Annotated in this window: 16 protein-coding genes; 8 read left to right on the top strand and 8 right to left on the bottom strand. The window is 58.7% G+C overall.

Annotated features, from left to right (window positions below; genetic code table 11):
- Window positions 1-74: 74 nt before the first annotated feature.
- The 3 genes from lon to H3028_RS17295 all read left to right on the top strand — a co-directional run bounded on the left by lon (window position 75) and on the right by H3028_RS17295 (window position 4,942).
- Window positions 75-2,471, top strand: coding sequence for an endopeptidase La (lon, locus tag H3028_RS17305; RefSeq protein ID WP_181298467.1), 2,397 nt, complete (start codon window positions 75-77; stop codon window positions 2,469-2,471).
- Window positions 2,472-2,606: 135 nt separating this feature from the next.
- On the top strand, window positions 2,607-2,879 hold the full coding sequence (gene hupB, locus H3028_RS17300) for a nucleoid-associated protein HU-beta (RefSeq protein WP_003282502.1): 273 nt from the start codon (window positions 2,607-2,609) through the stop codon (window positions 2,877-2,879).
- Window positions 2,880-3,088: 209 nt separating this feature from the next.
- Window positions 3,089-4,942 carry a SurA N-terminal domain-containing protein gene (locus H3028_RS17295; protein ID WP_181298466.1) on the top strand — a complete coding sequence of 618 codons (1,854 nt, stop codon included), beginning with the start codon at window positions 3,089-3,091 and terminating at the stop codon, window positions 4,940-4,942.
- Window positions 4,943-5,007: 65 nt separating this feature from the next.
- Here the strand turns inward: H3028_RS17295 and fabI are convergent, their stop codons facing one another.
- The 6 genes from fabI to H3028_RS17265 are packed head-to-tail and all read right to left on the bottom strand — an operon-like array spanning window position 5,008 to window position 13,225.
- On the bottom strand, window positions 5,008-5,802 hold the full coding sequence (gene fabI, locus H3028_RS17290; RefSeq protein ID WP_181298465.1) for an enoyl-ACP reductase FabI: 795 nt from the start codon (window positions 5,800-5,802) through the stop codon (window positions 5,008-5,010).
- Complete coding sequence (locus H3028_RS17285) at window positions 5,783-7,429, bottom strand: ABC transporter ATP-binding protein (protein ID WP_181298464.1); 1,647 nt, start codon at window positions 7,427-7,429, stop codon at window positions 5,783-5,785. Before H3028_RS17285 ends, fabI begins: the two co-directional genes overlap by 20 nt.
- A 1-nt stretch (window position 7,430) precedes the next feature.
- The gene (locus H3028_RS17280) at window positions 7,431-8,450 is read right to left on the bottom strand and encodes an ABC transporter permease (protein ID WP_181298463.1); all 1,020 of its coding nucleotides are present in this window, start codon (window positions 8,448-8,450) and stop codon (window positions 7,431-7,433) included.
- 1 nt (window position 8,451) lies between these two features.
- On the bottom strand, window positions 8,452-9,525 hold the full coding sequence (locus H3028_RS17275; protein WP_181298462.1) for a microcin C ABC transporter permease YejB: 1,074 nt from the start codon (window positions 9,523-9,525) through the stop codon (window positions 8,452-8,454).
- Window positions 9,526-9,527: 2 nt separating this feature from the next.
- Window positions 9,528-11,399 (bottom strand): extracellular solute-binding protein, encoded by a 1,872-nt coding sequence (locus H3028_RS17270; RefSeq protein ID WP_181298461.1) that lies wholly within the window; start codon window positions 11,397-11,399, stop codon window positions 9,528-9,530.
- Window positions 11,396-13,225, bottom strand: a complete 1,830-nt coding sequence (locus tag H3028_RS17265; RefSeq protein ID WP_181298460.1) for an extracellular solute-binding protein — start codon at window positions 13,223-13,225, stop codon at window positions 11,396-11,398. The genes H3028_RS17270 and H3028_RS17265 overlap by 4 nt, the downstream gene beginning before the upstream one ends.
- 141 nt (window positions 13,226-13,366) lie before the next feature.
- Between H3028_RS17265 and H3028_RS17260 the strand changes: the two genes are divergently transcribed.
- A complete protein-coding gene (locus H3028_RS17260; RefSeq protein WP_375154428.1) occupies window positions 13,367-14,812 on the top strand; it encodes an HDOD domain-containing protein in 1,446 nt (481 codons plus the stop codon).
- A gap of 21 nt (window positions 14,813-14,833) precedes the next feature.
- Here the strand turns inward: H3028_RS17260 and H3028_RS17255 are convergent, their stop codons facing one another.
- A complete protein-coding gene (locus H3028_RS17255) occupies window positions 14,834-16,384 on the bottom strand; it encodes a LysM peptidoglycan-binding domain-containing protein (protein ID WP_181298459.1) in 1,551 nt (516 codons plus the stop codon).
- Between the two features lie 101 nt (window positions 16,385-16,485).
- Window positions 16,486-17,265, bottom strand: a complete 780-nt coding sequence (gloB, locus tag H3028_RS17250; RefSeq protein ID WP_181298458.1) for a hydroxyacylglutathione hydrolase — start codon at window positions 17,263-17,265, stop codon at window positions 16,486-16,488.
- A gap of 112 nt (window positions 17,266-17,377) precedes the next feature.
- Between gloB and H3028_RS17245 the strand changes: the two genes are divergently transcribed.
- The 4 genes from H3028_RS17245 (at window position 17,378) to H3028_RS17230 (ending at window position 21,735) form a co-directional block, all read left to right on the top strand.
- Complete coding sequence (locus tag H3028_RS17245; protein ID WP_181298457.1) at window positions 17,378-18,133, top strand: class I SAM-dependent methyltransferase; 756 nt, start codon at window positions 17,378-17,380, stop codon at window positions 18,131-18,133.
- A gap of 17 nt (window positions 18,134-18,150) precedes the next feature.
- Window positions 18,151-18,603, top strand: coding sequence for a ribonuclease HI (gene rnhA / locus H3028_RS17240; protein ID WP_181298456.1), 453 nt, complete (start codon window positions 18,151-18,153; stop codon window positions 18,601-18,603).
- An 11-nt stretch (window positions 18,604-18,614) separates the two neighbouring features.
- The gene (gene dnaQ / locus H3028_RS17235) at window positions 18,615-19,376 is read left to right on the top strand and encodes a DNA polymerase III subunit epsilon (RefSeq protein ID WP_181298455.1); all 762 of its coding nucleotides are present in this window, start codon (window positions 18,615-18,617) and stop codon (window positions 19,374-19,376) included.
- A 112-nt stretch (window positions 19,377-19,488) separates the two neighbouring features.
- Window positions 19,489-21,735, top strand: coding sequence for an arginine/lysine/ornithine decarboxylase (locus H3028_RS17230; RefSeq protein ID WP_181298454.1), 2,247 nt, complete (start codon window positions 19,489-19,491; stop codon window positions 21,733-21,735).
- The last annotated feature ends 3 nt before the right edge of the window (window positions 21,736-21,738 follow it).

The following is a 21,738-nucleotide window of genomic DNA, read 5'->3' as shown; positions in this document are numbered from 1 at the left end:
ACCCTGCGTGCCCTCATCTTGATTGCCAGGGTGTTTCCCGTTCACCGCCGTATGGCCGTCGTAGAGCTGAATTTATGAAGACAACCATCGAATTGCCCCTTTTGCCGCTGCGCGACGTAGTGGTCTACCCGCACATGGTGATTCCGCTATTCGTTGGCCGGGAAAAGTCCATCGAGGCCCTCGAATCCGCCATGGCCGGTGACAAGCAAATCCTGCTCCTGGCCCAGAAAAATCCGGCCGATGATGATCCATCCGAGGAAGGCCTCTTCCGGGTGGGGACCGTCGCGACCGTGCTACAGCTGCTCAAGTTGCCGGATGGTACCGTCAAGGTGCTGGTCGAAGGCGAACAGCGTGGCGTCATAGACCGCTTCTTCGACGTGGATGACCATTGCCGCGCCGAGGTATCGCTGATTGATGAGTCGGAAATTGAAGAGCGCGAAGCGGAAGTCTTTACGCGTAGCTTGCTGAGCCAGTTCGAACAATACGTGCAACTCGGCAAAAAGGTTCCCTCCGAGGTGCTCTCGTCGCTCGCAAGCATCGATGAGCCGGCGCGCCTGGTGGACACCATGGCCGCGCACATGGCGCTCAAGATCGAGCAGAAGCAAGCAATCCTCGAGATCACCGACCTGCCGACTCGGGTCGAACACGTGCTGGCATTGCTGGATGCCGAAATCGATTTGCTGCAGGTTGAAAAGCGAATCCGTGGCCGCGTCAAGAAGCAGATGGAGCGCAGCCAGCGTGAGTACTACCTGAATGAGCAGATGAAGGCCATTCAGAAGGAGCTGGGTGATATCGATGAAGGCCACAACGAAATCGATGACCTGAAGAAGCGCATCGAAAATGCCGGCCTGAGTAAGGATGCGCATGCCAAGGCGACAACGGAACTGAACAAGCTCAAGCAGATGTCACCGATGTCGGCAGAGGCTACCGTGGTGCGGACCTATATCGACTGGCTGGTCAACGTGCCATGGAAAGCTGCAAGCAAGGTGCGTCTGGATCTGACCAAGGCCGAGGAAGTGCTCGATGCCGATCATTACGGCCTCGATGAGGTGAAGGACCGGATTCTGGAGTACCTCGCGGTTCAGAAGCGCGTGAAAAAGCTCAAGGGGCCGGTATTGTGTTTGGTCGGCCCGCCGGGCGTGGGTAAGACCTCGCTAGCCGAATCCATCGCGCGTTCGACCAATCGCAAGTTTGTGCGTATGGCTCTGGGTGGGGTACGGGACGAGGCCGAGATTCGTGGTCACCGCCGCACCTACATCGGCTCGATGCCTGGCCGATTGATCCAGAAAATGAGCAAGGTCGGCGTCCGCAACCCGCTGTTCCTGCTCGATGAGATCGATAAGATGGGCAACGATATGCGCGGGGATCCGGCGTCCGCGTTGCTCGAAGTCCTCGATCCCGAGCAGAACCATAATTTCAATGACCATTACCTCGAGGTCGATTACGACCTATCCGATGTAATGTTTCTTTGCACAGCGAACTCGATGAATATTCCGGCGCCGCTGCTGGATCGCATGGAAATTATTCGTCTACCGGGATATACCGAAGACGAAAAGATCAACATCGCGATTCGCTATCTGGTGCCGAAGCAGGTCCAGGCCAATGGGCTGAAAAAGACCGAGCTGTTGTTCAACGAAGAGGCCATTCGCGACATCATCCGTTACTACACGCGCGAGGCCGGCGTCCGCAGCCTGGAGCGCCAGGTGGCAAAGGTTTGTCGGAAGGTGGTCAAGGAACACGCGACTGAAAAGAGCTTCGAGGTAAAGATCACCGCCGAGTCGCTCGAGCATTTCCTTGGCGTGCGCAAATTCCGCTATGGGCTCGCCGAACAGCAGGACCAGGTTGGTCAGGTGACTGGTTTGGCGTGGACCCAGGTGGGCGGCGAGCTGCTAACCATCGAGGCGGCAGTAGTTCCTGGTAAGGGCCGGCTGACCAAGACGGGGTCACTGGGCGATGTAATGGGCGAGTCGATTACCGCGGCGCTTACGGTCGTACGCAGTCGTGCCAAGAGCCTCGGCATCCCAGTTGATTTCCACGAGAAGCAGGACATCCATATCCACGTGCCGGAAGGCGCAACGCCAAAGGATGGTCCGAGCGCGGGGATCGGGATGTGCACAGCGCTTGTTTCTGCCCTGACGCAGATTCCGGTTCGCGCCGAAGTGGCTATGACCGGAGAGATCACCTTGCGTGGTCAGGTATTGGCTATTGGTGGTTTGAAGGAGAAATTGCTCGCTGCACATCGAGGCGGCATCAAGACAGTTATCATTCCAGAAGAAAATCAGCGTGATCTGAAAGAGATTCCTGAGAATATTAAGCAGGACCTGCAGATTAAACCGGTTAAGTGGATTGACGAAGTCCTCCAAATTGCGCTGCAATACGCGCCGGAGCCCTTGCCTGATGCGGCTCCCGATATTGTTGCAAAGGACGACAAACGCGAGTCTGATTCCAAGGAGCGAATCAGCACGCATTAGCCTGAAAGGCTTTGTTGACACATTTTCGGTGGCCTTGATATAAGCCGGCCCTCTGTGTTGCTGCTATTTCAGCACCGCTTTGCTTAACACCCAAAAAATTAAAGATACGACTCAACAGAAATAAGGGGACTTAGAGTGAACAAGTCGGAACTGATCGATGCCATCGCTGCATCTGCTGATATCCCGAAAGCTGTTGCTGGCCGCGCGCTGGATGCAGTGATTGAATCCGTCACTGGCGCTCTGAAGGCTGGTGATTCCGTGGTACTGGTTGGTTTCGGTACTTTCGCTGTCAAGGAGCGCGCCGCTCGCACTGGCCGTAACCCGCAAACTGGCAAGCCGATCAACATCGCTGCTGCCAAAATCCCGGGCTTCAAGGCTGGCAAGGCTCTGAAAGACGCTGTCAACTAAGCGTTTTCGATCCGACCAGTTGTCAGTTAGCACTGACCCTGGCTTGGAGCGGTTAGTCGAACAGGCAATGCCTGTTGCGTTCGGGCTTGGGGGATAAGGCCCAGCCGCTCCAAAAGCTCCGAGAAGGCGCATCCCTGGATGCGCCTTTCTTTTATTCGGATTCCACCCGTGCTGCAGTGACCATTGCGCAGCTGACTCCTGGGGGACGCATGCTTCAGAACATCAGGGACAATTCACAAGGCTGGATTGCCAAAACCATCATCGGCATCATCGTTGTGCTGCTGGCATTGACGGGCTTCGACGCCATCTTCAATGCTGCCAGCAACAGCCGAAATGCCGCCGAGGTCAACGGTGAGGAAATCTCGCTGGACGAGCTCAACCAAGCCATGAACATGCAGCGCCGGCAGTTGGCTCAGCAGTTAGGCGGCGACTTCGATCCATCGCTGCTCGATGACAAGCTGGTGCGCGAGTCATCCCTGCGTGCCCTTATCGACCGTGCGTTGTTACTGCAAGGTGCGCGTGACGCCGACTTCGCCTTTTCCGAGACAGCGCTCGATCAGCTGATTCTGCAGACGCCCGAATTCACCGTAGATGGGGCGTTCAACGCGGCACGCTTCGATCAGGTTATTCAGCAAATGGGCTACACGCGGCTCCAGTTCCGCGAGCTGCTGAAGCAGGAAATGCTGATTGGCCAGCTCCGCGCTGGAATATCCGGTTCCGGTTTCGTCACGGACGAGCAGATCGAAGCTTTTGCTCGCCTGGAACAGCAAACCCGCGATTTCGCCACCATCACCGTCCCAGCAAATGCGTCAGCGGTTGAAGTAAGTGACGAAGAGGCGCGTGAACATTACGAGCAGAACACTGACCGCTATCGCTCGCCGGAGCAGGTTGTTCTCGAATTTGTCGAGCTGAACAAAGCGTCGTTCTTCGATCAGGTCGAAGTCTCAAACAAGGAAGTGGAGGAGCTTTATCAGCAGCGCATCGCCAATCTCGCCGAACAGCGCCGCGCCGCACATATTCTGATCGAGGCCGATAGCTCCAGCGATACCGATGCCAAGGCGAAGATCGAAGAGATCGCCAAGCGCTTGTATGCGGGAGAGGATTTCGCCGCATTGGCCAAGGAAATCTCCGAAGATCCGGGCTCGGCCAATGAAGGGGGCGATCTGGGCTTCGCCGGTCCCGGCGTTTATGACCCGGCTTTCGAGGAGGCGCTGTATGCGCTTGAGGAAGGTCAGGTGTCTGCTCCGGTACGTTCCGACTTTGGCTGGCATCTGATCAAGCTGTTAGGCGTGCAGTCGCCCGAAGTACCCACGCTGGAAAGCATGAAGCCGGAACTGGTTCGTGAGCTCAAGGCCCAGCAGGTCGAGCAGCGCTTTGTCGAGGCGAGCAAACAACTTGAAGACACGGCCTTCGAATCTTCCGATCTCGCACAGCCGGCGCAAGAGCTAGGCTTGTCCGTGCAGACGACCGAGGCGTTTGGACGCGAGGGTGGAGCTGGCGTTGCGGCCAATAGGCAGGTTATCCAGGCGGCCTTCAGCGACGAAGTTCTGATCGACGGCGCCAATAGTGGTGTCATCGAGCTGGATCCGGACACTGTCGTTGCGCTGCGTGTGAAAGAGCACCTACAGCCGGAAGTGTTGCCTTTCGATGCAGTGAAGGATGACATCATTGCTCAGCTGAAGCGCAGCAAGGCGGCGGAGCAGGCGGGTGAGACTGGGGAGCGTTTGATCGCTACGCTGCGCGATGGTGGCGAGATCGACGAACAATGGCAGCCAGTCGAAGCCGCCTCGCGTAACCATGAAGGCGTTGAGCCAGCAGTACTTCAGCGAGTGTTTCGGATGCCAAAGCCTGGGGCGAGCGACGAGCCGAGTTACGGCAGCGTCCGCCTGTCTGGTGGGGAGTTTGTCGTGGTTCGTTTGAATGGAGTCAGCGAGCCGAAAGCCGAGCTTTCGGAGGAAGACAAACAGAACTACCGTCGCTTCCTGGCTTCGCGTAGCGGCCAGCAGGATTTCGCCGCTTACCGTCAGATGCTGCACGCCGACGCGGAAATCGAAACTTTCTGATCACGTTAGGCAATGTGTAGGCAAAAAAACCCGCATGTAGATGCGGGTTTTTTTTGCATGATAAATCAGTCTTCGATCGCACCCATTGCAGTGGTGTTAAACCCACCGTCGACATAGAGGATTTCACCACTGATGCCGGATGCCAAATCCGAGCAGAGGAACGCGCCGGCATTGCCGACCTCCTCGATGGTGACGTTGCGACGTAGCGGCGTCTGCTTTTCGTTGGCTGCCAACATTTTACGGAAGCTCTTGATCCCAGAGGCCGCCAGTGTGCGGATTGGGCCGGCAGACACGGCGTTGACGCGAGTGCCCTCCGGGCCGAGGCTGCCAGCCAAATAGCGAACGCCAGCCTCGAGGCTGGCCTTGGCCATGCCCATCACGTTGTAGTTGGGCATGGTGCGCTCTGCGCCCAAATACGAGAGCGTAAGGATGCAGCCGTTGCGACCCTTCATCATTGGACGTCCGGCTTTCGCCAGTGCAACCAGGCTGTAGGCGCTAATATCATGGGCGATGCGGAAACCGTCACGCGTGGTGACGTCGGTGAAGTCGCCGTCAAGCTGATCGCCCGGAGCGAAGCCTACCGAGTGGACGATACCATCCAGGCCGTCCCACTTCTCGCCCAGCGCTTCGAATACCTTGGCGATCTCATCGTCGCTGGCAACGTCGCACGGGAAGCACAACTCCGGTCCCGAGCCCCAGCCCGCCGCGAATTCTTCGACGCGAGCCTTGAGCTTCTCGTTCTGATAGGTGAAAGCCAGTTCGGCGCCTTCGCGGTGCATGGCGGCGGCGATGCCGGAGGCGATCGACAGTTTGCTGGCGACGCCGACGATCAGTACGCGCTTACCGGTAAGAAAACCCATGTGCTTGTCCCTCTTCTGGTTGTTCAGTGGCTGGGACCATAAAGGCGGATTCCAGCAACTGCTGTGTATATGGATGTTGGGGAGCGGCGAAGATAGCCTCGGCCATTCCCTGTTCAACGACCTGGCCTTGCTTGATCACCATCATCTGGTGGCTAAGCGCCCGCACCACCGCCAGATCGTGGCTGATGAACAGGTAGGTCAGGTTGTACTTGGCCTGTAGCGAGCGTAGTAGCTCCACCACCTGCCGCTGCACGGTTCGATCCAGTGCCGAGGTTGGCTCATCAAGCAGGATCAGATCAGGCTTGAGCACCAGAGCCCTGGCTATGGCAATCCGCTGCCGCTGCCCTCCGGAAAACTCGTGGGGGTAGCGGTGGCGGGTTTCCGGGTCGAGTCCAACCTCGACCAACGCATCGATGATCGCCTGCGCTTGTTCGGCGGCCGACCCCATCCCATGAATGCTGAGTCCTTCTCCAACGATCTGGCCGACCGACATGCGAGGGCTGAGGCTGCCGAAAGGATCCTGGAACACCACCTGCATCTGGCGCCGTAGCGGACGCACCGCCCGTTGCGACATCTTCTCCAGTGCCTGATCCCTGAACCGGATTTCGCCATTGCTCGATAGCAACCGCAGAATCGCGAGCCCCAGAGTAGATTTTCCCGAACCGCTTTCGCCGACAATACCCAGGGTTTGGCCCTTTGGCAGGCTGAACGTGACGCCATCAACCGCTTTGATGTGGTCGACGGTGTGTCTGAACAGCCCTTTCTTGATAGGGAACCAGACCCGCAAATCATTCACTTCCAGCAACGGCGGCGTAGAGGTCTCAACCTCTACCGGACCGCCGCTAGGCTCGGCCGCGAGCAGCTCCCGGGTGTAGGGATGCTGCGGCGATTTGAACAATTCCTCGCAAGGTGCTTGTTCGACGACGCGTCCGCTCTGCATGACACATACATGATGCGCGATTCGGCGGACCAGGTTGAGATCATGGCTGATCAGCAACAGGGCCATGCCCAGGCGCGCCTGCAACTCCTTGAGCAGCTCCAGTATTTTCAGCTGCACCGTTACGTCGAGCGCCGTAGTTGGTTCGTCGGCAATGAGCAGCTCGGGCTCGTTTGCCAGCGCCATTGCGATCACCACACGTTGGCGCTGACCTCCTGACAGCTCATGGGGATATGCACGAATTCGCTTGGCGGGCTCGGGTATCCCGACCAGCTCGAGGAGTTCGAGGGTGCGTGTCGTAGCCGCCTTGCTGTTTAGCCCTTTGTGAATCTGCAGCACTTCGTTGATCTGCTTCCCAATGGTGTGCAACGGGTTGAGCGATGTCATCGGCTCCTGAAAGACCATGGCGATACGGTCGCCACGTATGCCCCGCATGCGTTTCTCGCTTGCCTTGAGCAAATCTTCCCCAGCGTAGCGAATGACGCCTGCCGGATGCTGCGCGAGCGGGTAGGGCAGCAGACGCAGGATCGAGTGAGCCGTGACAGACTTGCCAGAACCGCTTTCACCCACAAGCGCCAGGGTTTCGCCCTTGCGAATATCGAAACTCACGCCTTCGACGACTCGCTGCGTCTGATTTCCGCTGACGAACTCGACGGCCAGATCGCGGACCTCTATCAGATTTTCAGCCATGCTATTTCCTTGGGTCGAAGGCGTCGCGAGCAGCCTCGCCGATAAACACCAGCAGGGTCAGCATGATGGCAAGAACCATGAAGGCGCTGATGCCCAGCCACGGAGCCTGCAGGTTGGCTTTGCCTTGTGCCACCAGTTCTCCAAGTGATGGCGCGCCAGGTGGCAAGCCGAAGCCAAGGAAATCCAAAGCGGTTAGCGTGCCGATCGCGCCGGTTAGGATGAATGGCATGAAAGTCATGGTCGAAACCATCGCATTGGGCAGGATGTGGCGGAACATGATGGCCCCATTGCGCATGCCCAATGCACGCGCCGCGCGCACATACTCGAGGTTGCGGCCCCGCAGAAACTCGGCGCGGACGACATCAACCAGACTCATCCATGAGAACAGCAGCATGATGCCGAGCAGCCACCAGAAATTAGGCTGCACAAAGCTCGCAAGGATGATCAGCAGGTAGAGCACCGGCAATCCGGACCAGATCTCCAGTACCCGTTGGCCAACAAGATCGACCCAGCCCCCGTAGAAACCTTGCAGCGCGCCGGCGATCACGCCTATCACTGAGCTGATGAGGGTCAGCGTCAGCGCAAACAACACCGATATGCGAAATCCGTAGATGACTCTGGCGAGTACGTCGCGCCCTTGGTCGTCGGTGCCCAGCCAGTTAGCCCAGGATGGCGGGGCGGGCGCCGGGACCTGAAGGTCGTAGTTGATACTGGAGTGGTGAAACGGGATCGGTGGCCAGATCATCCAGCCATCCTTCTTCTCGATCAGCTCCTGGATGTAGGGGCCCTTGTAGTCGGCCTGCAATGGAAACTCGCCGCCGAACACTGTCTCGGGATAGCGCTTGAATACTGGAAAGTACCAACCACCATCGAAGCGCACCACGATCGGTTTGTCATTGGCGATCAGCTCGGCACCCAGGCTCAGGATGAACAGTGTAAGGAACAGCCATAGCGACCACCAGCCGCGCTTGTGCGCTTTGAACAGGGCGAAGCGACGCTGATTCAGCGGCGACAGCGTCATGTCAGGCCTCCCTGCTTTCAAAGTCGATTCGGGGGTCGACGAGGGTATAGGTCAGGTCGCCTATCAGCTTGACCACCAGCCCGAGCAGGGTGAAAAGAAACAGCGTGCCGAACACGACGGGATAGTCGCGGTTGATTGCAGCTTCGAAGCTGAGCAAGCCAAGGCCGTCGAGCGAGAAGATCACCTCGATCAACAGCGAGCCGGTAAAGAACATGCCGATGAACGCCGATGGGAAACCGGCAATGATGATCAGCATGGCGTTGCGGAAGACATGACCGTAGAGCACGCGATTCTTGCTCAAACCCTTGGCCCGTGCCGTGATCACGTACTGCTTGTTGATCTCGTCGAGAAAGCTGTTTTTCGTCAGCAGGGTCAGCGTCGCGAAGTTGCCGATGACTAGCGCTGTGACCGGCAGCGCCAAATGCCAAAAATAGTCGATGATCTTGCCGGTAAGTGTCAGCTCGTCGAAGTTGCCTGAGGTCAGTCCCCTCAGCGGGAACCAGTTCCAGTAGCTGCCGCCGGCGAACAACACGATCAGCAGGATGGCGAACAGGAATGCCGGAATTGCGTAGCCGACGATAATCGCCGAGCTGGTCCAGACGTCGAACGGGCTGCCATGACGGGTCGCCTTGGCGATGCCCAGCGGTATCGACGCCAGATACATGATCAGGGTGCTCCACAATCCCAGCGAGATCGACACCGGCATCTTCTCGATGATCAGCTCGGTCACTGTCGCGTCGCGAAAAAAGCTTTCGCCGAAATCCAGGCGCAGATAGTTGCTGAGCATGATCCAGAAGCGCTCCGGTGCCGGTTTGTCGAAGCCATACAAACGCTCGATCTCGGCGATCAGATCCGGATCCAGGCCTTGCGCGCCGCGGTAGCTGTTGCTTCCGGTGGCGACCTCGGAGCCGCCCCCCGCGATGCGGCTTGTGGCACCTTCGAAACCCTCAAGCTTGGCGATTGCCTGCTCGACAGGGCCACCGGGCGCAGCCTGGATAATGATGAAGTTGATCAGCAGGATGCCGAACAGGGTCGGAATGATCAGCAGCAGTCGTCGGAAAATATACGCGAGCATGCCTATTGCTCCGCTGCTCGGGTGGTGTCTGATTCAACGGTTGGTTCGTCGCCGATCGGTTCGGGATCAGGTGTATCCACGTCGGGCTTATGCCACCAGGTCATCAGGCCGATATCGTAACGGGGCGTGGTTTCGGGGTGTGCCAGGTGATTCCAGTAGGCAACGCGCCAGGTCTTAATGTGCCAGTTCGGAATCACGTAGTGACCCCAAAGCAGCACGCGATCCAGCGCGCGCGTGCGGGTGATCAGCTCTTCACGTGAGTCAGCGGCAATCAGCTTTTCAACCAGCGTGTCGATTGCTGGATCCTTCAGTCCGATGAAGTTTCGGCTTCCGGGGTTATCCGCGCTCGCCGAGTGCCAGTATTCGCGCTGCTCATTGCCCGGAGAGCTGGACTGGCCGAATCCGCTGACGATCATGTCGTAGTCACGTGAGCGAAGCCGGTTGATGTATTGGGAGACGTCGACCCGGCGGATTTCCAGATCGATACCGAGGCCGGCAAGATTGCGTTTGTAGGGCAGTAGCACCCGTTCGAAATCCGCCTGAACCAGCAGAAACTCCAGCTTGACCGGCTTGCCGTCGGCATCGACCATGCGGTCGTTCTCGATTTTCCAACCCGCTGCAGTGAGCAGCTCATAGGCACGACGCTGCTGCTCGCGGATCATGCCGTCGGCGTTGGTTTGAGGCAGCTCAAATGGCTTTTCGAACACCTCGTCGGGTATCTGGCCTCGCAGGGGTTCGAGAATGCTCAGTTCTTCTTCGCTCGGCAGTCCTGAGGAGCCGAGCCCCGAATTATCGAAATAGCTGGTGGTTCGGGTGTAGGCGCCATTGAATAACTGGCGGTTAGTCCACTCGAAATCGAAAAGCAGCGCCAGGGCTTCCCGAACCCTGACGTCCTGTAGATGTTGCCTGCGGGTGTTGAAGATGAAGCCCTGCATGCCTTGCGGATTATGGTTGGCGATCTCTTCCTTGGTGATCCGCCCGTCTCTGACCGCCTCGGTATCGTAGGCAGTGGCCCAGTTCTTCGCGCTGGTTTCCAGCCAATAGTCGAAATGTCCCGCCTTGAAGGCTTGCAGCGCTACCGTGTTGTCGCGGTAGTAATCGAACTGCACGTGATCGAAGTTATAAAAACCCCGATTGACCGCCAGATCTTTGCCCCAATAATCGTCGACGCGGGTATAGCGCACCGAGCGGCCAGCCTCTACACCTTCTATTCGATACGGGCCGCTGCCCAGCGGTGGCTCCATGCTGCCGGAGGTGAAATCCCTTTCGTCCCACCAATGCTTGGGCAGGACTGGCAGCTGTCCGAGAATCAAAGGGAGCTCCCGGTTGCCCGCATGCTTGAAATCGAAGCGGACGCGACGCGGCCCCTCGACGACGGCTTTCTCGACGTCCGCGTAGTAGCCTCGGTAATGCGGCGCCCCCTTACTGATCAGTGTCTCGAAGGTGAACACCACATCTTCGGCCTGAACCGGCTCGCCATCATGGAAGCGTGCTTCGGGGCGCAGATGAAAACGTACCCATTCATTATTGGGACCTTTCTCGATCTTTTCTGCCAGCAGGCCGTAAACGGTAAAGGGCTCATCCAGGCTATTGGTCGTCAGGGTGTCGTAGACGAGACCGACATCGTCCGCGGCTACGCCTTTGTTGATGAAAGGGTTGAGTGAATCGAAACTGCCGAAGCCAGCCTGCCGCAGCGTTCCTCCCTTCGGCGCGTCCGGGTTGACGTAGTCGAAGTGGGAAAAGTCCGCCGGGTACTTGGGCTTCTCGTCATACAGGGTCAATGCGTGTCGAGGTGCCGCTTGGGCCGCTCCTGCGAGACAAAGGAGAGCCAGCGCGCCGGCATGCAGGATCGACGAATATAGGTTTCGTGTCATTTAGCCTTCTCCAGGTCCTTCAGCCACCAGGCGCGCAGCCCGAGCGTGTACGGCGGCGTGGTGAGGTGGGCGAACCGATTGCGATATGCCAAGCGGTGATAGCTGATGTACCAGTTGGGGATCGTGTAGTGGTTCCAGAGCAGGACGCGGTCGATGGCACGTGCTGCGGCAACTTGCTCTTCGCGGGTCTTGGCGACCAGTAGTTTCTCGATCAGCTTATCGATGATTGGGTTGGCTATACCGGCATAGTTACGGCCACCCTTGACGTTTACTTGGCTGGAATGGAAATACAACCATTGTTCGAGCCCAGGGCTGAGGCTCTGGCCCAGCGTAGTCAGGATTATGTCGAAGTCATACTGATCCAGGCGTTGCTTGTATTGCGCCCCGTCAACGCTACGCAAGCGAGCCTGTATGCCGACGCGCGCCAAGCTTTCCACGTAGGGTTGGAGAATACGCTCGAGCCGTGGATTGACCAGCAGGATCTCGAACTGAAAAGCATGACCTGCCTTGTCGCGAAGGCCATCGGGCGTCAGCTTCCAGCCGGCGTCCTCAAGCAACGCCAACGCCTTGCGCAAAGTATCGCGCGGGATGCCACGCCCATCGGTTGTCGGTAGTGTGAATGGCTCGGTGAAAAGCTGTGGCGGCAGTTGGTCGCGGAACGGGGACAACAGCAGCCACTCGCCCCCTTCCGGTGTGCCGGTCGCCGAAAATTCGCTGTTCGGGTAGTAGCTTTCGCTGCGCTGATAGGCACCGTAGAACAGCGCACGATTGGTCCATTCGAAATCGAACAGCATCCCCAGCGCCTGACGCACCTTGATGTCGGCGAAGGTTGGCCGGCGCCCGTTCATGAACAGCGCCTGCGTCTGGGTTGGGATTTGATGCGGGATTTCCGCGCGAATCACGTCTCCGCGCAGAACCGCCGGAAACTGGTAACCGTTGGCCCAGTTTTTTGCCTGATGCTCTATATAAAAGTCGAACTCACCCACCTTGAATGCTTCGAATGCAACCGTGCTGTCACGGTAGAACTCGACCTCGACCCTGTTGAAGTTGTACTTGCCGCGATTGGCTGGTAGTTCCGCGCCCCACCAGTTTTTTACTCGCTCGAAGGTCACCTGACGTCCCGGCTGGACGTCAGTGATTCGATAGGGCCCACTGCCAAGTGGCGGCTCGAACGTCGTCGCGCGGAAGTCGCGGTCCTTCCAATAATGTTGCGGTAATACGGGGAGCTCGCCGAGTCGCATGATCAGCAGTGGATTGTCAGGTTTGTCGAAGACGAAGCGGATCCGATGTCGATTGAGGATGTCGACACGCTTGACGCCCTGCAAGTCGGTGCGATAGCGGGGATGGCCATCCTTGATGAGCAACCGATAGGAGAAGGCTACGTCATAGGCCGTGATCGGCTGCCCGTCATGGAAACGTGCCGAGTCGCGCAGATTGAAGACTACCCAGCTATGGTTGTCGCTGTACTCGACGGTTTCCGCGATAAGCCCGTACGCCGAAGCCGGTTCGTCGCCGGAGGGGTCGTAAACGCCGGTGCCTACCATCAGTGGCTCGTTCAGCTCGCTGATGCCGTACTGGAAGAAACCAGGCGTCGCGGTTGGGCTGGTCCCTTTGAATGTATAAGGGTTGAGCGTGTCGAACGTGCCGGAGGCCATCAGTCGCACGCGACCACCTTTGGGCGCATCGGGATTCACCCAATCGAAATGGGCAAAGTCTTCCGCATACTTGAGGGTACCAAACTGCGCGTAACCGTGGCTTTCGCTGATGGTCGCGAACGACGGAAAGCTCAATCCCAGGCAGCTCAATAACAATAGGATGGGTCGCATTAAACGGTGAATCCGATCCATGGCGCTTTCAGTCTTTTCGGCGGAGTACAGTAACAGCTTGTATCCGCTGGAAAAAGGCCGACTATCTGGGCAAACTGCCTTTCCTTTCAGCCGCCCGATCGTTGGGTGAGGTCGCAGATTTTGAGTGAAACTAGCTATGGTTTGCAGTCATGGATAGACCGCTTGAACCAGTCCGAGTTACCGGCATTGGCGGCGGTCGTGCAGGACCTGCAACGACTCACGGAGCAGGAGCATGCATCCGTACAGCAGCTCGCAGATGTGTTGCTGCGCGACGCCGCGCTGACTTCCAAAGTGCTTCGGGTCGGCAATAGCAGTTACTACAACCCGTCGCAGGAAACCATCAAAACTATTTCCCGAGCCATCGTTATGATCGGCTTCGATAATGTTCGTCTGATCAGTCTATCCGTCAGCCTTATCGACGGCCTCTTGGATCGTGCACCACGCCAGCAACTGCAGGAACTGCTGGCGCGTTCGTTTCACGCTGCAGTGCAGGCGCGAAATATTGCCGGCTACGTTCTAACGAAGCACGAGGAGGAAGTGTTCATTGCGGCGCTACTCCATGAGGTCGGCGAGCTTGCTTTCTGGGGCTGCGGTGGCGCGCAGGCCGATGAGCTCGGCGAGGCGTTGGCAGCCACCGATACGGATCATGATCAGGCTGTGGAGAGGGTGCTTGGCACCAGTTTCCGTCAGCTGAATCTGGGACTGATCAAGAGCTGGAATATCGGTGAGCTCGCCAGTCTCGCCCACAGTTCGGCCAATATGCGCGACCCCGCTGTGCACTCGGTGAGCCTGGGTGTTCGCATTGGCGCCGCTGCCTTGAATGGGTGGGGCTGTCCGGAGATGGAAGAATTGGTCAAGGAACTGGCCACATTTAGCGGCATCTCCGAGGCGGATGCGATGCAGCAGATCCTCGCCAGCGCTGATGAGGCGGTCAATGTCGCAACGACGTTCGGCGCCAGTCGGCTTTGCAAGCTGATTCCTTCCACCGACCCTGAGCAAGTGCAGCTGCAGCAGGCGCAGCGTAAGGCAAGCCACTTGCAGCCGAATCTGCTGCTGATGCAGCAGGCCATGCAGGATCTAGGGATGATGGCCTCCAGTCGCGGCGACGTCGGGCTGATTCTTGATGCCTTGCTCAAAGGGTTGCACGAAGGTGCAGGGTTGGAGCGCGTGATGCTGACGGTTCTCGCCGATAAGCAGGCGACGTTTCGCGCCAAACGGGTCGCGGGGGAGCAGACTCAGCCCTGGCTGGAAACATTCGTCCTGCCTGCTGATCCGTCGGGTCAAGCACACATTTTTAGCTATGTGCTTCGTCAGCGCCAGCCACTGTGGATGGGCGTGCCGGCAAGCTATAACCTCGACGAGCTGGTGACGTTACCGCTTCGTCAGCATTTGGGTAAGGGGATGTTCTTAATCGGGCCGCTGATGGCAGGCCCGCGTGAGATCGGTGTGCTCTACGCGGACAACCGGATATCGGGGCGTGCGCTGAAGCATGAGCAGTTTGTCGCTTTCCAGCGCTTCACGCAGCTGGCCGGACGTTGTCTCGAAGCGTTGAGCAGGCGCGGTTGAAGGCGCGCCTGCTTGCTGGGCTTAGTGCGGGAGATACAGAGTAAGGGTCTGGCCTGGCTTGAGCATCACGCTATCCCTGGGATTCCAGGTCTTCAGGTTATTGATCCGTACATTGAAGCGTTTGGCGATTTCATAAAGCGAATCGCCTTTCTTGACCTTGTAATAGGTCGGTGCGGGCTTGGCTCGCTTATCGCTTCCGGCCGCTTGCAGAAACAATGCTTGGCCTACCTTGATATTGCTGCCCGATAGGTTGTTCCAGCGCTGTAGGTCACGTACCGAAACTTTCTGCGTTTTGGCGATTTCCCAGAGATTGTCGCCCTTGCGGACCCGATAACTGCGCGGTGCCGGCTGGCTTCGTGCAACGGCATGCAAGAGCTCGCGCGATTGTCCTGTTTCGGTCGGTTGAGGAATGCTCAGCACTTGGCCGATCTGCAGGCGATCGCTGCGAAGCCGGTTGATATCACGAATGACGTTGACCGAAAGACGATGCCTGTTGGCGATCGCACCGAGCGTGTCTCCAGGGCGCACCTTATACTGCTGCCAGTCGACTAGATCCTGCGGCTTCATCAGCGCCAGGTTGGCCGCGAACATTTCGGCCTTGGCGCTCGGGACCAGCAAATGCTGGGGGCCATCCAGCGTGATGCGGTGGGTAAACGCCGGGTTCAGCTGGTAGATCTCGTCTTCTTCAAGGTCCACCATTTCGGCGACCCTGGCGAGATCCATGCGCTGCTTCAGCGCTACCACTTCGAAGTAGGGCTCGTTAGCAATCGGGGTCAAATCGAGGCCATACGCCTCGGGGCTCTGCACCATCTGCGAGAGTGCCAACAGCTTGGGTACGTAGTCGCGTGTCTCGCGGGGAAGGGGCAGATTCCAGTAATCGGTGGGCAAGCCAAGCTTCTGATTGCGCTCGATGGCACGGCTGACGGTGCCTTCGCCGGCGTTATAGGCTGCCAAAGCCAGCAGCCAGTCGTCATTGAACAGGCCATGCAGGTAAGTCAGGTAGCGCAGCGCCGCGGTGGTGGACGCGGTGATGTCGCGCCTGCCGTCATACCAGCTGGTCTGTTGCAGATTGAAGTGACGGCCGGTCGAGGGGATGAATTGCCAGAGTCCCATAGCCTGGGCGGGAGAATAGGCGAAGGGGTTATAAGCGCTTTCGATTATGGGCAGCAGTGCCAGCTCGAGCGGCATATCGCGCTCTTCCAGCTGCTCGACAATGTAGTGGATGTAAGGGCTGCCTCGCTCGCTGGCCATCTCGATGGAGTTCGGCCGGCTGGAGAAAAGCAGGCGCTGTTGCTGTATACGAGGATTGCTGTCCAGGTGGTCCTTCAGCTTGAAGCCGTGCCTGATGCGATCCCAGATGTCCGAATGGGTCGCAGGCGTCGGCTTCTTTTCCGTGAGCCAGAAGGTCTCCTGAACCAGCGGCGCGGCGCGCACCTGGGTATCGCTGCCGGTCGGTGCGCGCGAAGCGGTGCTCTGGCAACCGGTGATAGCGAGACAAACTGCTAGCGCCAGGGCCCGGCCGGAGGCTGCCAAGGCGTCCGGACGAGGGCTATTCGAAAAGTCAGACGGCATTGGCTACAGGCTTCCCTTGGCGCAAATTCGGGGGAGTGTAGGAACGCCGTTCTGGTGGGTCAACCCAACGCCTCGTTTTTGGGGACTGGTCGACCTTCCTTTCAGAACGTATCTTTCCAGGCGCGTAGTGCCGCGAACACGCTCTCTGGTGTAGCAAGTGTACGACCTGCATGTTGGCTAGCCGCTGCTGCTACGCCAGGTTCGGCGCTGCGAAGGAAGGGGTTGGTAGCATGCTCGGCGCGCAGATCAGAGGGCAAGGTTATGCGTTTCGCTTCTCGCAAACGGATGACCTGTTCCAGGCGTCCTGCGATATCCGCGTTGCCTGGTTCAACCGCCTGGGCGAAACGCAGATTGCTCAGGGTGTATTCATGGGTGCAGTAAACTTGAGTTTTCGCGGGCAAAGCCGCCAGCCGCTGCAATGAGGTGAACATCTGGCTCGCGGTGCCCTCGAACAAGCGTCCGCAGCCCGCCGCGAACAGGGTGTCGCCACTCAGTAGCCAGGGCTCTTGAGCATCATCATGGAAGTAAGCGATGTGCCCGCTGGTATGCCCAGGCACCTCGATCACTTCCAGCTCATGCTCGAGCACACGAATACGCTGCCCGTCGATCAGGGCATCGTCCCTGGCAGGAATGTTTTCTGTAGCCGGGCCATAGACCTTTGCGCCGTGTTTGGCCTTGAGCTGCTGCACTCCGCCAACGTGGTCGTGGTGGTGGTGCGTTACCAGGATATCGGTCAGGTGCCAGTCGGGATGGGCATCCAGCCATGCCTGGACCGGAGCTGCGTCGCCTGGGTCCACCGCCGCGCAGAGGCGGCGCTGTGAATCCTGAAGGAGCCATATGTAGTTGTCGGTAAAGGCGGGCAGAGCTTCTATCTTCAACATATGTACCGGTCGCCAAGTGATTAGCAAAAGCGCATCCTAACAGCCGAATTGGAAACTTGAACCGACCGGTAGCTCCAATCGGATCGGCCAAACCGATGAGCGGAGGCTAGCCATGAGTGAGTCTTGTACCAAATCGGATGAGCGTTGGCTGTCGCTGATGCACGAGGCCAGTGCCTGGTTCGACAGCCCAACCGGCCGACAGCTGCTCGATCAAGAGCAGCGTGTAATCGGTCAGGAACTATCTCGTTGTTTCGGTAGTTATCTGGTGCACTACGGGCCCTTCGCCAATACAACGATCGAGCCGCAGAAGATCAAACGCAGCGTCCGATTGGGGCCGCCGTTTGAGGGCGTCGAGATCGTTTGCGAAGAGCAGAATTGGCCTATCGGCGAACATGCCGCCGATGTCGTAGTGGTTCAGCACGGCCTCGACTTCAGTCTGTCACCGCACGCCCTGCTGCGCGAGGCAGCGCGCAGCGTCAGGCCGGGTGGGCACTTGCTGATAATCGGCGTCAACCCTTGGAGTGCCTGGGGTGCGACGCGTTTGCTATCGCGCAAGGCTTTTCGCCATGCGCGATGCATCCGTCCCACACGTGTCGGCGACTGGCTCAATCTGCTCGGATTCGCGCTGGAGAAACGTCGGTTCGGGTGCTATTGTCCGCCGCTTTCTTCGGGGCAGTGGCAGGCGCGATTATCCGGGCTGGAGATCGCTGGCCAGCGATTGCAGCTGCCTACTGGCGGTTTCTATCTGCTTGTGGCGCGAAAGCTGATGGTGGGTCTGCGCCCTCTGCGCCAGAGCCGTCGGGAGCGTATGGGCCAGCTACTGCCACTGCCAGTGGCGAAGGTTAGCCGCCGCGATGCCGAACAGTAATGAGCAGATAATTCTTCATGAGCGATGAAACGGTCGAGATATATACGGATGGCGCCTGCAAGGGCAATCCAGGCCCTGGTGGCTGGGGCGCGCTGCTTATCTACAAGGGCGTGGAGCGCGAGCTCTGGGGCGGCGAAGCGGAAACCACCAATAACCGTATGGAGCTAATGGCGGCGATCCGCGCGCTGGAAGAGCTAAAGAGATCCTGCCAGGTAAAGCTGGTAACCGACTCCCAGTATGTGATGCAGGGCATCAATGACTGGATGCCTAATTGGAAGAAGCGTGGCTGGAAGACAGCTGCCAAGCAGCCGGTAAAGAATGCCGATCTGTGGCGTCAATTAGATGAGCAGGTCAATCGCCACCAGGTGAGCTGGGAGTGGGTGCGCGGACATACGGGCCACCCGGGCAACGAGCGCGCCGATATCCTGGCCAATCGCGGCGTAGTACAGGCCAAACGACAAACCGCTTGAGTGGATTGAATATGCGTAGCGTAGTGCTGGATACCGAAACCACTGGCATGCCGGTGACCGATGGCCACCGGATCATCGAGATCGGCTGTGTCGAAGTCATCGGCCGACGTCTTACGGGCCGGCATTATCACGTGTATTTGCAGCCGGACCGTGAAGTAGATGAAGGCGCCATCGCCGTTCACGGGATCACCAACGAGTTCCTGATCGACAAGCCTCGGTTTCGCGATGTCGCTGATGAGTTCTTCGAGTTTATCAAGGGCGCGCAGCTGATCATTCACAATGCCGCGTTCGACGTCGGCTTCATCAACAACGAGTTCGCCCTGCTCGGGCAGCAGGATCGTACAGAGCTGAGCGATCACTGCGGCATTCTCGATACGCTGCTGATGGCCCGCGAACGTCATCCGGGACAGCGCAACAGCCTCGATGCGCTATGCAAGCGCTACGGCGTGGATAACTCGGGCCGCGACCTGCACGGGGCTCTGCTCGACGCCGAGATTCTCGCGGACGTCTACCTGACGATGACCGGCGGGCAGACCAACCTGTCTCTGGCGGGTGATGGCGCCGACTCTGAAAACGGTGGCCGTCAACAGGCAACACCGATCCGCCGGTTGCCGGCTGATCGGCCCAGCACGCTGGTGATTCGCGCCAACGGCGAAGAAACCGCTGCACATGCGGCACGCATGCAGGCCATCGAAAAGGCAGCTGGCGCCGCGCCGCTATGGGTTCAGCTCGAGCAGCCCGCTGAACTGGAGGCTGAAGTCCTGCCGGCTTGAGCCTTGCCTCTGAAGCGCTCTGTACCGCGCCAGCGCGGCGCAATCGCATTTCACGCTTGGTGCTTGGGTGCGAAGCTTCTACGCTGGAGGGGAGCGCCTTCAGGAAGCACCCATGTATAAAGACCTTAAGTTTCCCATCCTTATCGTTCACCGCGACATCAAGGCGGATACCGTCGCCGGCGAGCGGGTACGCGAAATTGCAGCCGAGCTTGAACGGGACGGTTTTCATATCCTCCCTACGGGAAGTGCTGCTGAAGGTCGCATCGTTGCATCCACGCACCACGGGCTAGCCTGCGTTCTGGTGGCTGCCGAAGGCGCGGGCGAGAATCAGCGGTTGCTGCAGGATGTGGTGGGATTGATCCGCGTCGCACGGCGCCGTGCACCGCAGCTGCCGATCTTTGCGCTCGGGGAACAGATCACCATCGAGAATGCCCCAGCCGAAGCGATGGCTGACCTGAATGAGCTTCGCGGGCTGCTCTATCTTTTCGAAGACACTGTCCCGTTTCTGGCACGGCAGGTGGCACGGGCCGCGCGTGCCTACCTCGATGGCCTGCTGCCGCCCTTTTTCCGCGCGCTGGTCCAGCATACCGGCGACTCCAACTATTCCTGGCACACGCCGGGCCATGGCGGCGGTGTGGCGTTTCGCAAAAGTCCGGTCGGGCAGGCTTTTCATCAGTTCTTCGGTGAAAACACGCTGCGTTCCGATTTGTCGGTGTCGGTACCGGAGCTCGGCTCGCTCCTCGATCACACTGGGCCTTTGGCGGCGGCCGAGGCCCGCGCGGCACGCAATTTCGGTGCGGATCACACTTTCTTTGTAATCAATGGCACCTCGACAGCGAACAAGATCGTCTGGCATTCGATGGTGGCAAGGGACGACCTAGTGCTGGTGGATCGCAACTGCCACAAGTCGATATTGCACTCGATCATCATGACGGGTGCGATTCCGCTCTACCTGACCCCGTCACGTAACGAACTCGGCATCATCGGTCCCATTCCGCTCGAGGAGTTCTCACCGGAATCTATCCAGGCCAAGATCGATGCCAATCCGCTGGCCCGCGGGCGAACATCCAGAGTGAAGCTGGCAGTGGTGACCAATTCCACCTACGACGGGCTCTGTTACAACGCCAACCTGATCAAGCGAACCCTAGGTAACAGCGTCGATGTGTTGCATTTCGACGAAGCCTGGTACGCCTACGCCGCCTTTCACGAGTTCTATGACGGCCGGTACGGGATGGATACGCGCGAGCAGGGGCCTCTGGTGTTCACCACTCACTCGACACACAAGGTGCTGGCGGCGTTCAGTCAGGCCTCGATGATCCATGTGCTCGACAGTGAGCAGCGACAGCTGGATCGGGATCGCTTCAATGAAGCTTTCATGATGCATATCTCGACGTCCCCGCAATATGGAATTCTCGCCTCGCTCGATGTGGCCTCGGCGATGATGGAAGGCCCCGCCGGCCGTTCGCTGATTCAGGAAACGTTCGATGAGGCACTGAGCTTTCGTCGGGCACTGGCCAATCTTCGGCAGCATCTGGCAGCGGATGATTGGTGGTTCAGCATCTGGCAGCCGCCCGCGGCGGATGGCGCGGACGAACTGGTCACGGCTGATTGGCTACTGGAGCCGGAGGCGGACTGGCATGGTTTCGGCGATATCGCCGATGACTACGTGCTGCTCGACCCGATCAAGGTCACGTTGGTCACGCCGGGGCTCACCGCCGGTGGCAAGTTGGGCGAGCGCGGCATTCCTGCTGCGGTGGTCAGCAAATTCCTTTGGGAGCGAGGGTTGGTCGTCGAGAAGACGGGGCTCTATTCGATCCTGGTGCTGTTCTCCATGGGTATCACTAAGGGCAAGTGGAGCACGTTGCTGACCGAGTTGCTGGAGTTCAAGCGGCACTATGACAATAACGTGCCGTTATGCGACGCGGTGCCGACGGTCGTGCAGGCGGGTGGTAGCCAGTACGCCGGAATGGGCCTGCGGGACCTGTGCGATTCGTTGCATGACTGCTATCGCGAGAACGCCACCGCAAAAGCCATGCGGCGGATGTATACGGCATTGCCGGCACTGGCGATGAAGCCCGCCGACGCCTACGACAAGCTGGTCCGAGGGGAGGTCGAAGCGGTACCCATCGAAGCGCTCGAAGGTCGCATCGCCGCTGTGATGTTGGTGCCTTATCCACCTGGAATTCCGCTGATCATGCCGGGAGAGCGATTCACTGCGGAGACACGCTCGATACTCGACTACCTGGACTTCGCGCAACGTTTCGCAGCACGCTTCCCCGGGTTCGATGCCGACGTGCATGGGCTTCAGCGGGAGGAACACCCCGACGGCGCGCGCTACACCGTCGACTGCACCCTTTAGAGG

The organism is Pseudomonas sp. Q2-TVG4-2, from assembly GCF_013620795.1.
In the GTDB taxonomy this organism is placed as follows: Bacteria; Pseudomonadota; Gammaproteobacteria; order Pseudomonadales; family Pseudomonadaceae; genus Stutzerimonas.
Note: the sequence above shows the minus strand (reverse complement) of the source record. Positions and strands in the feature narration are given on the sequence as shown.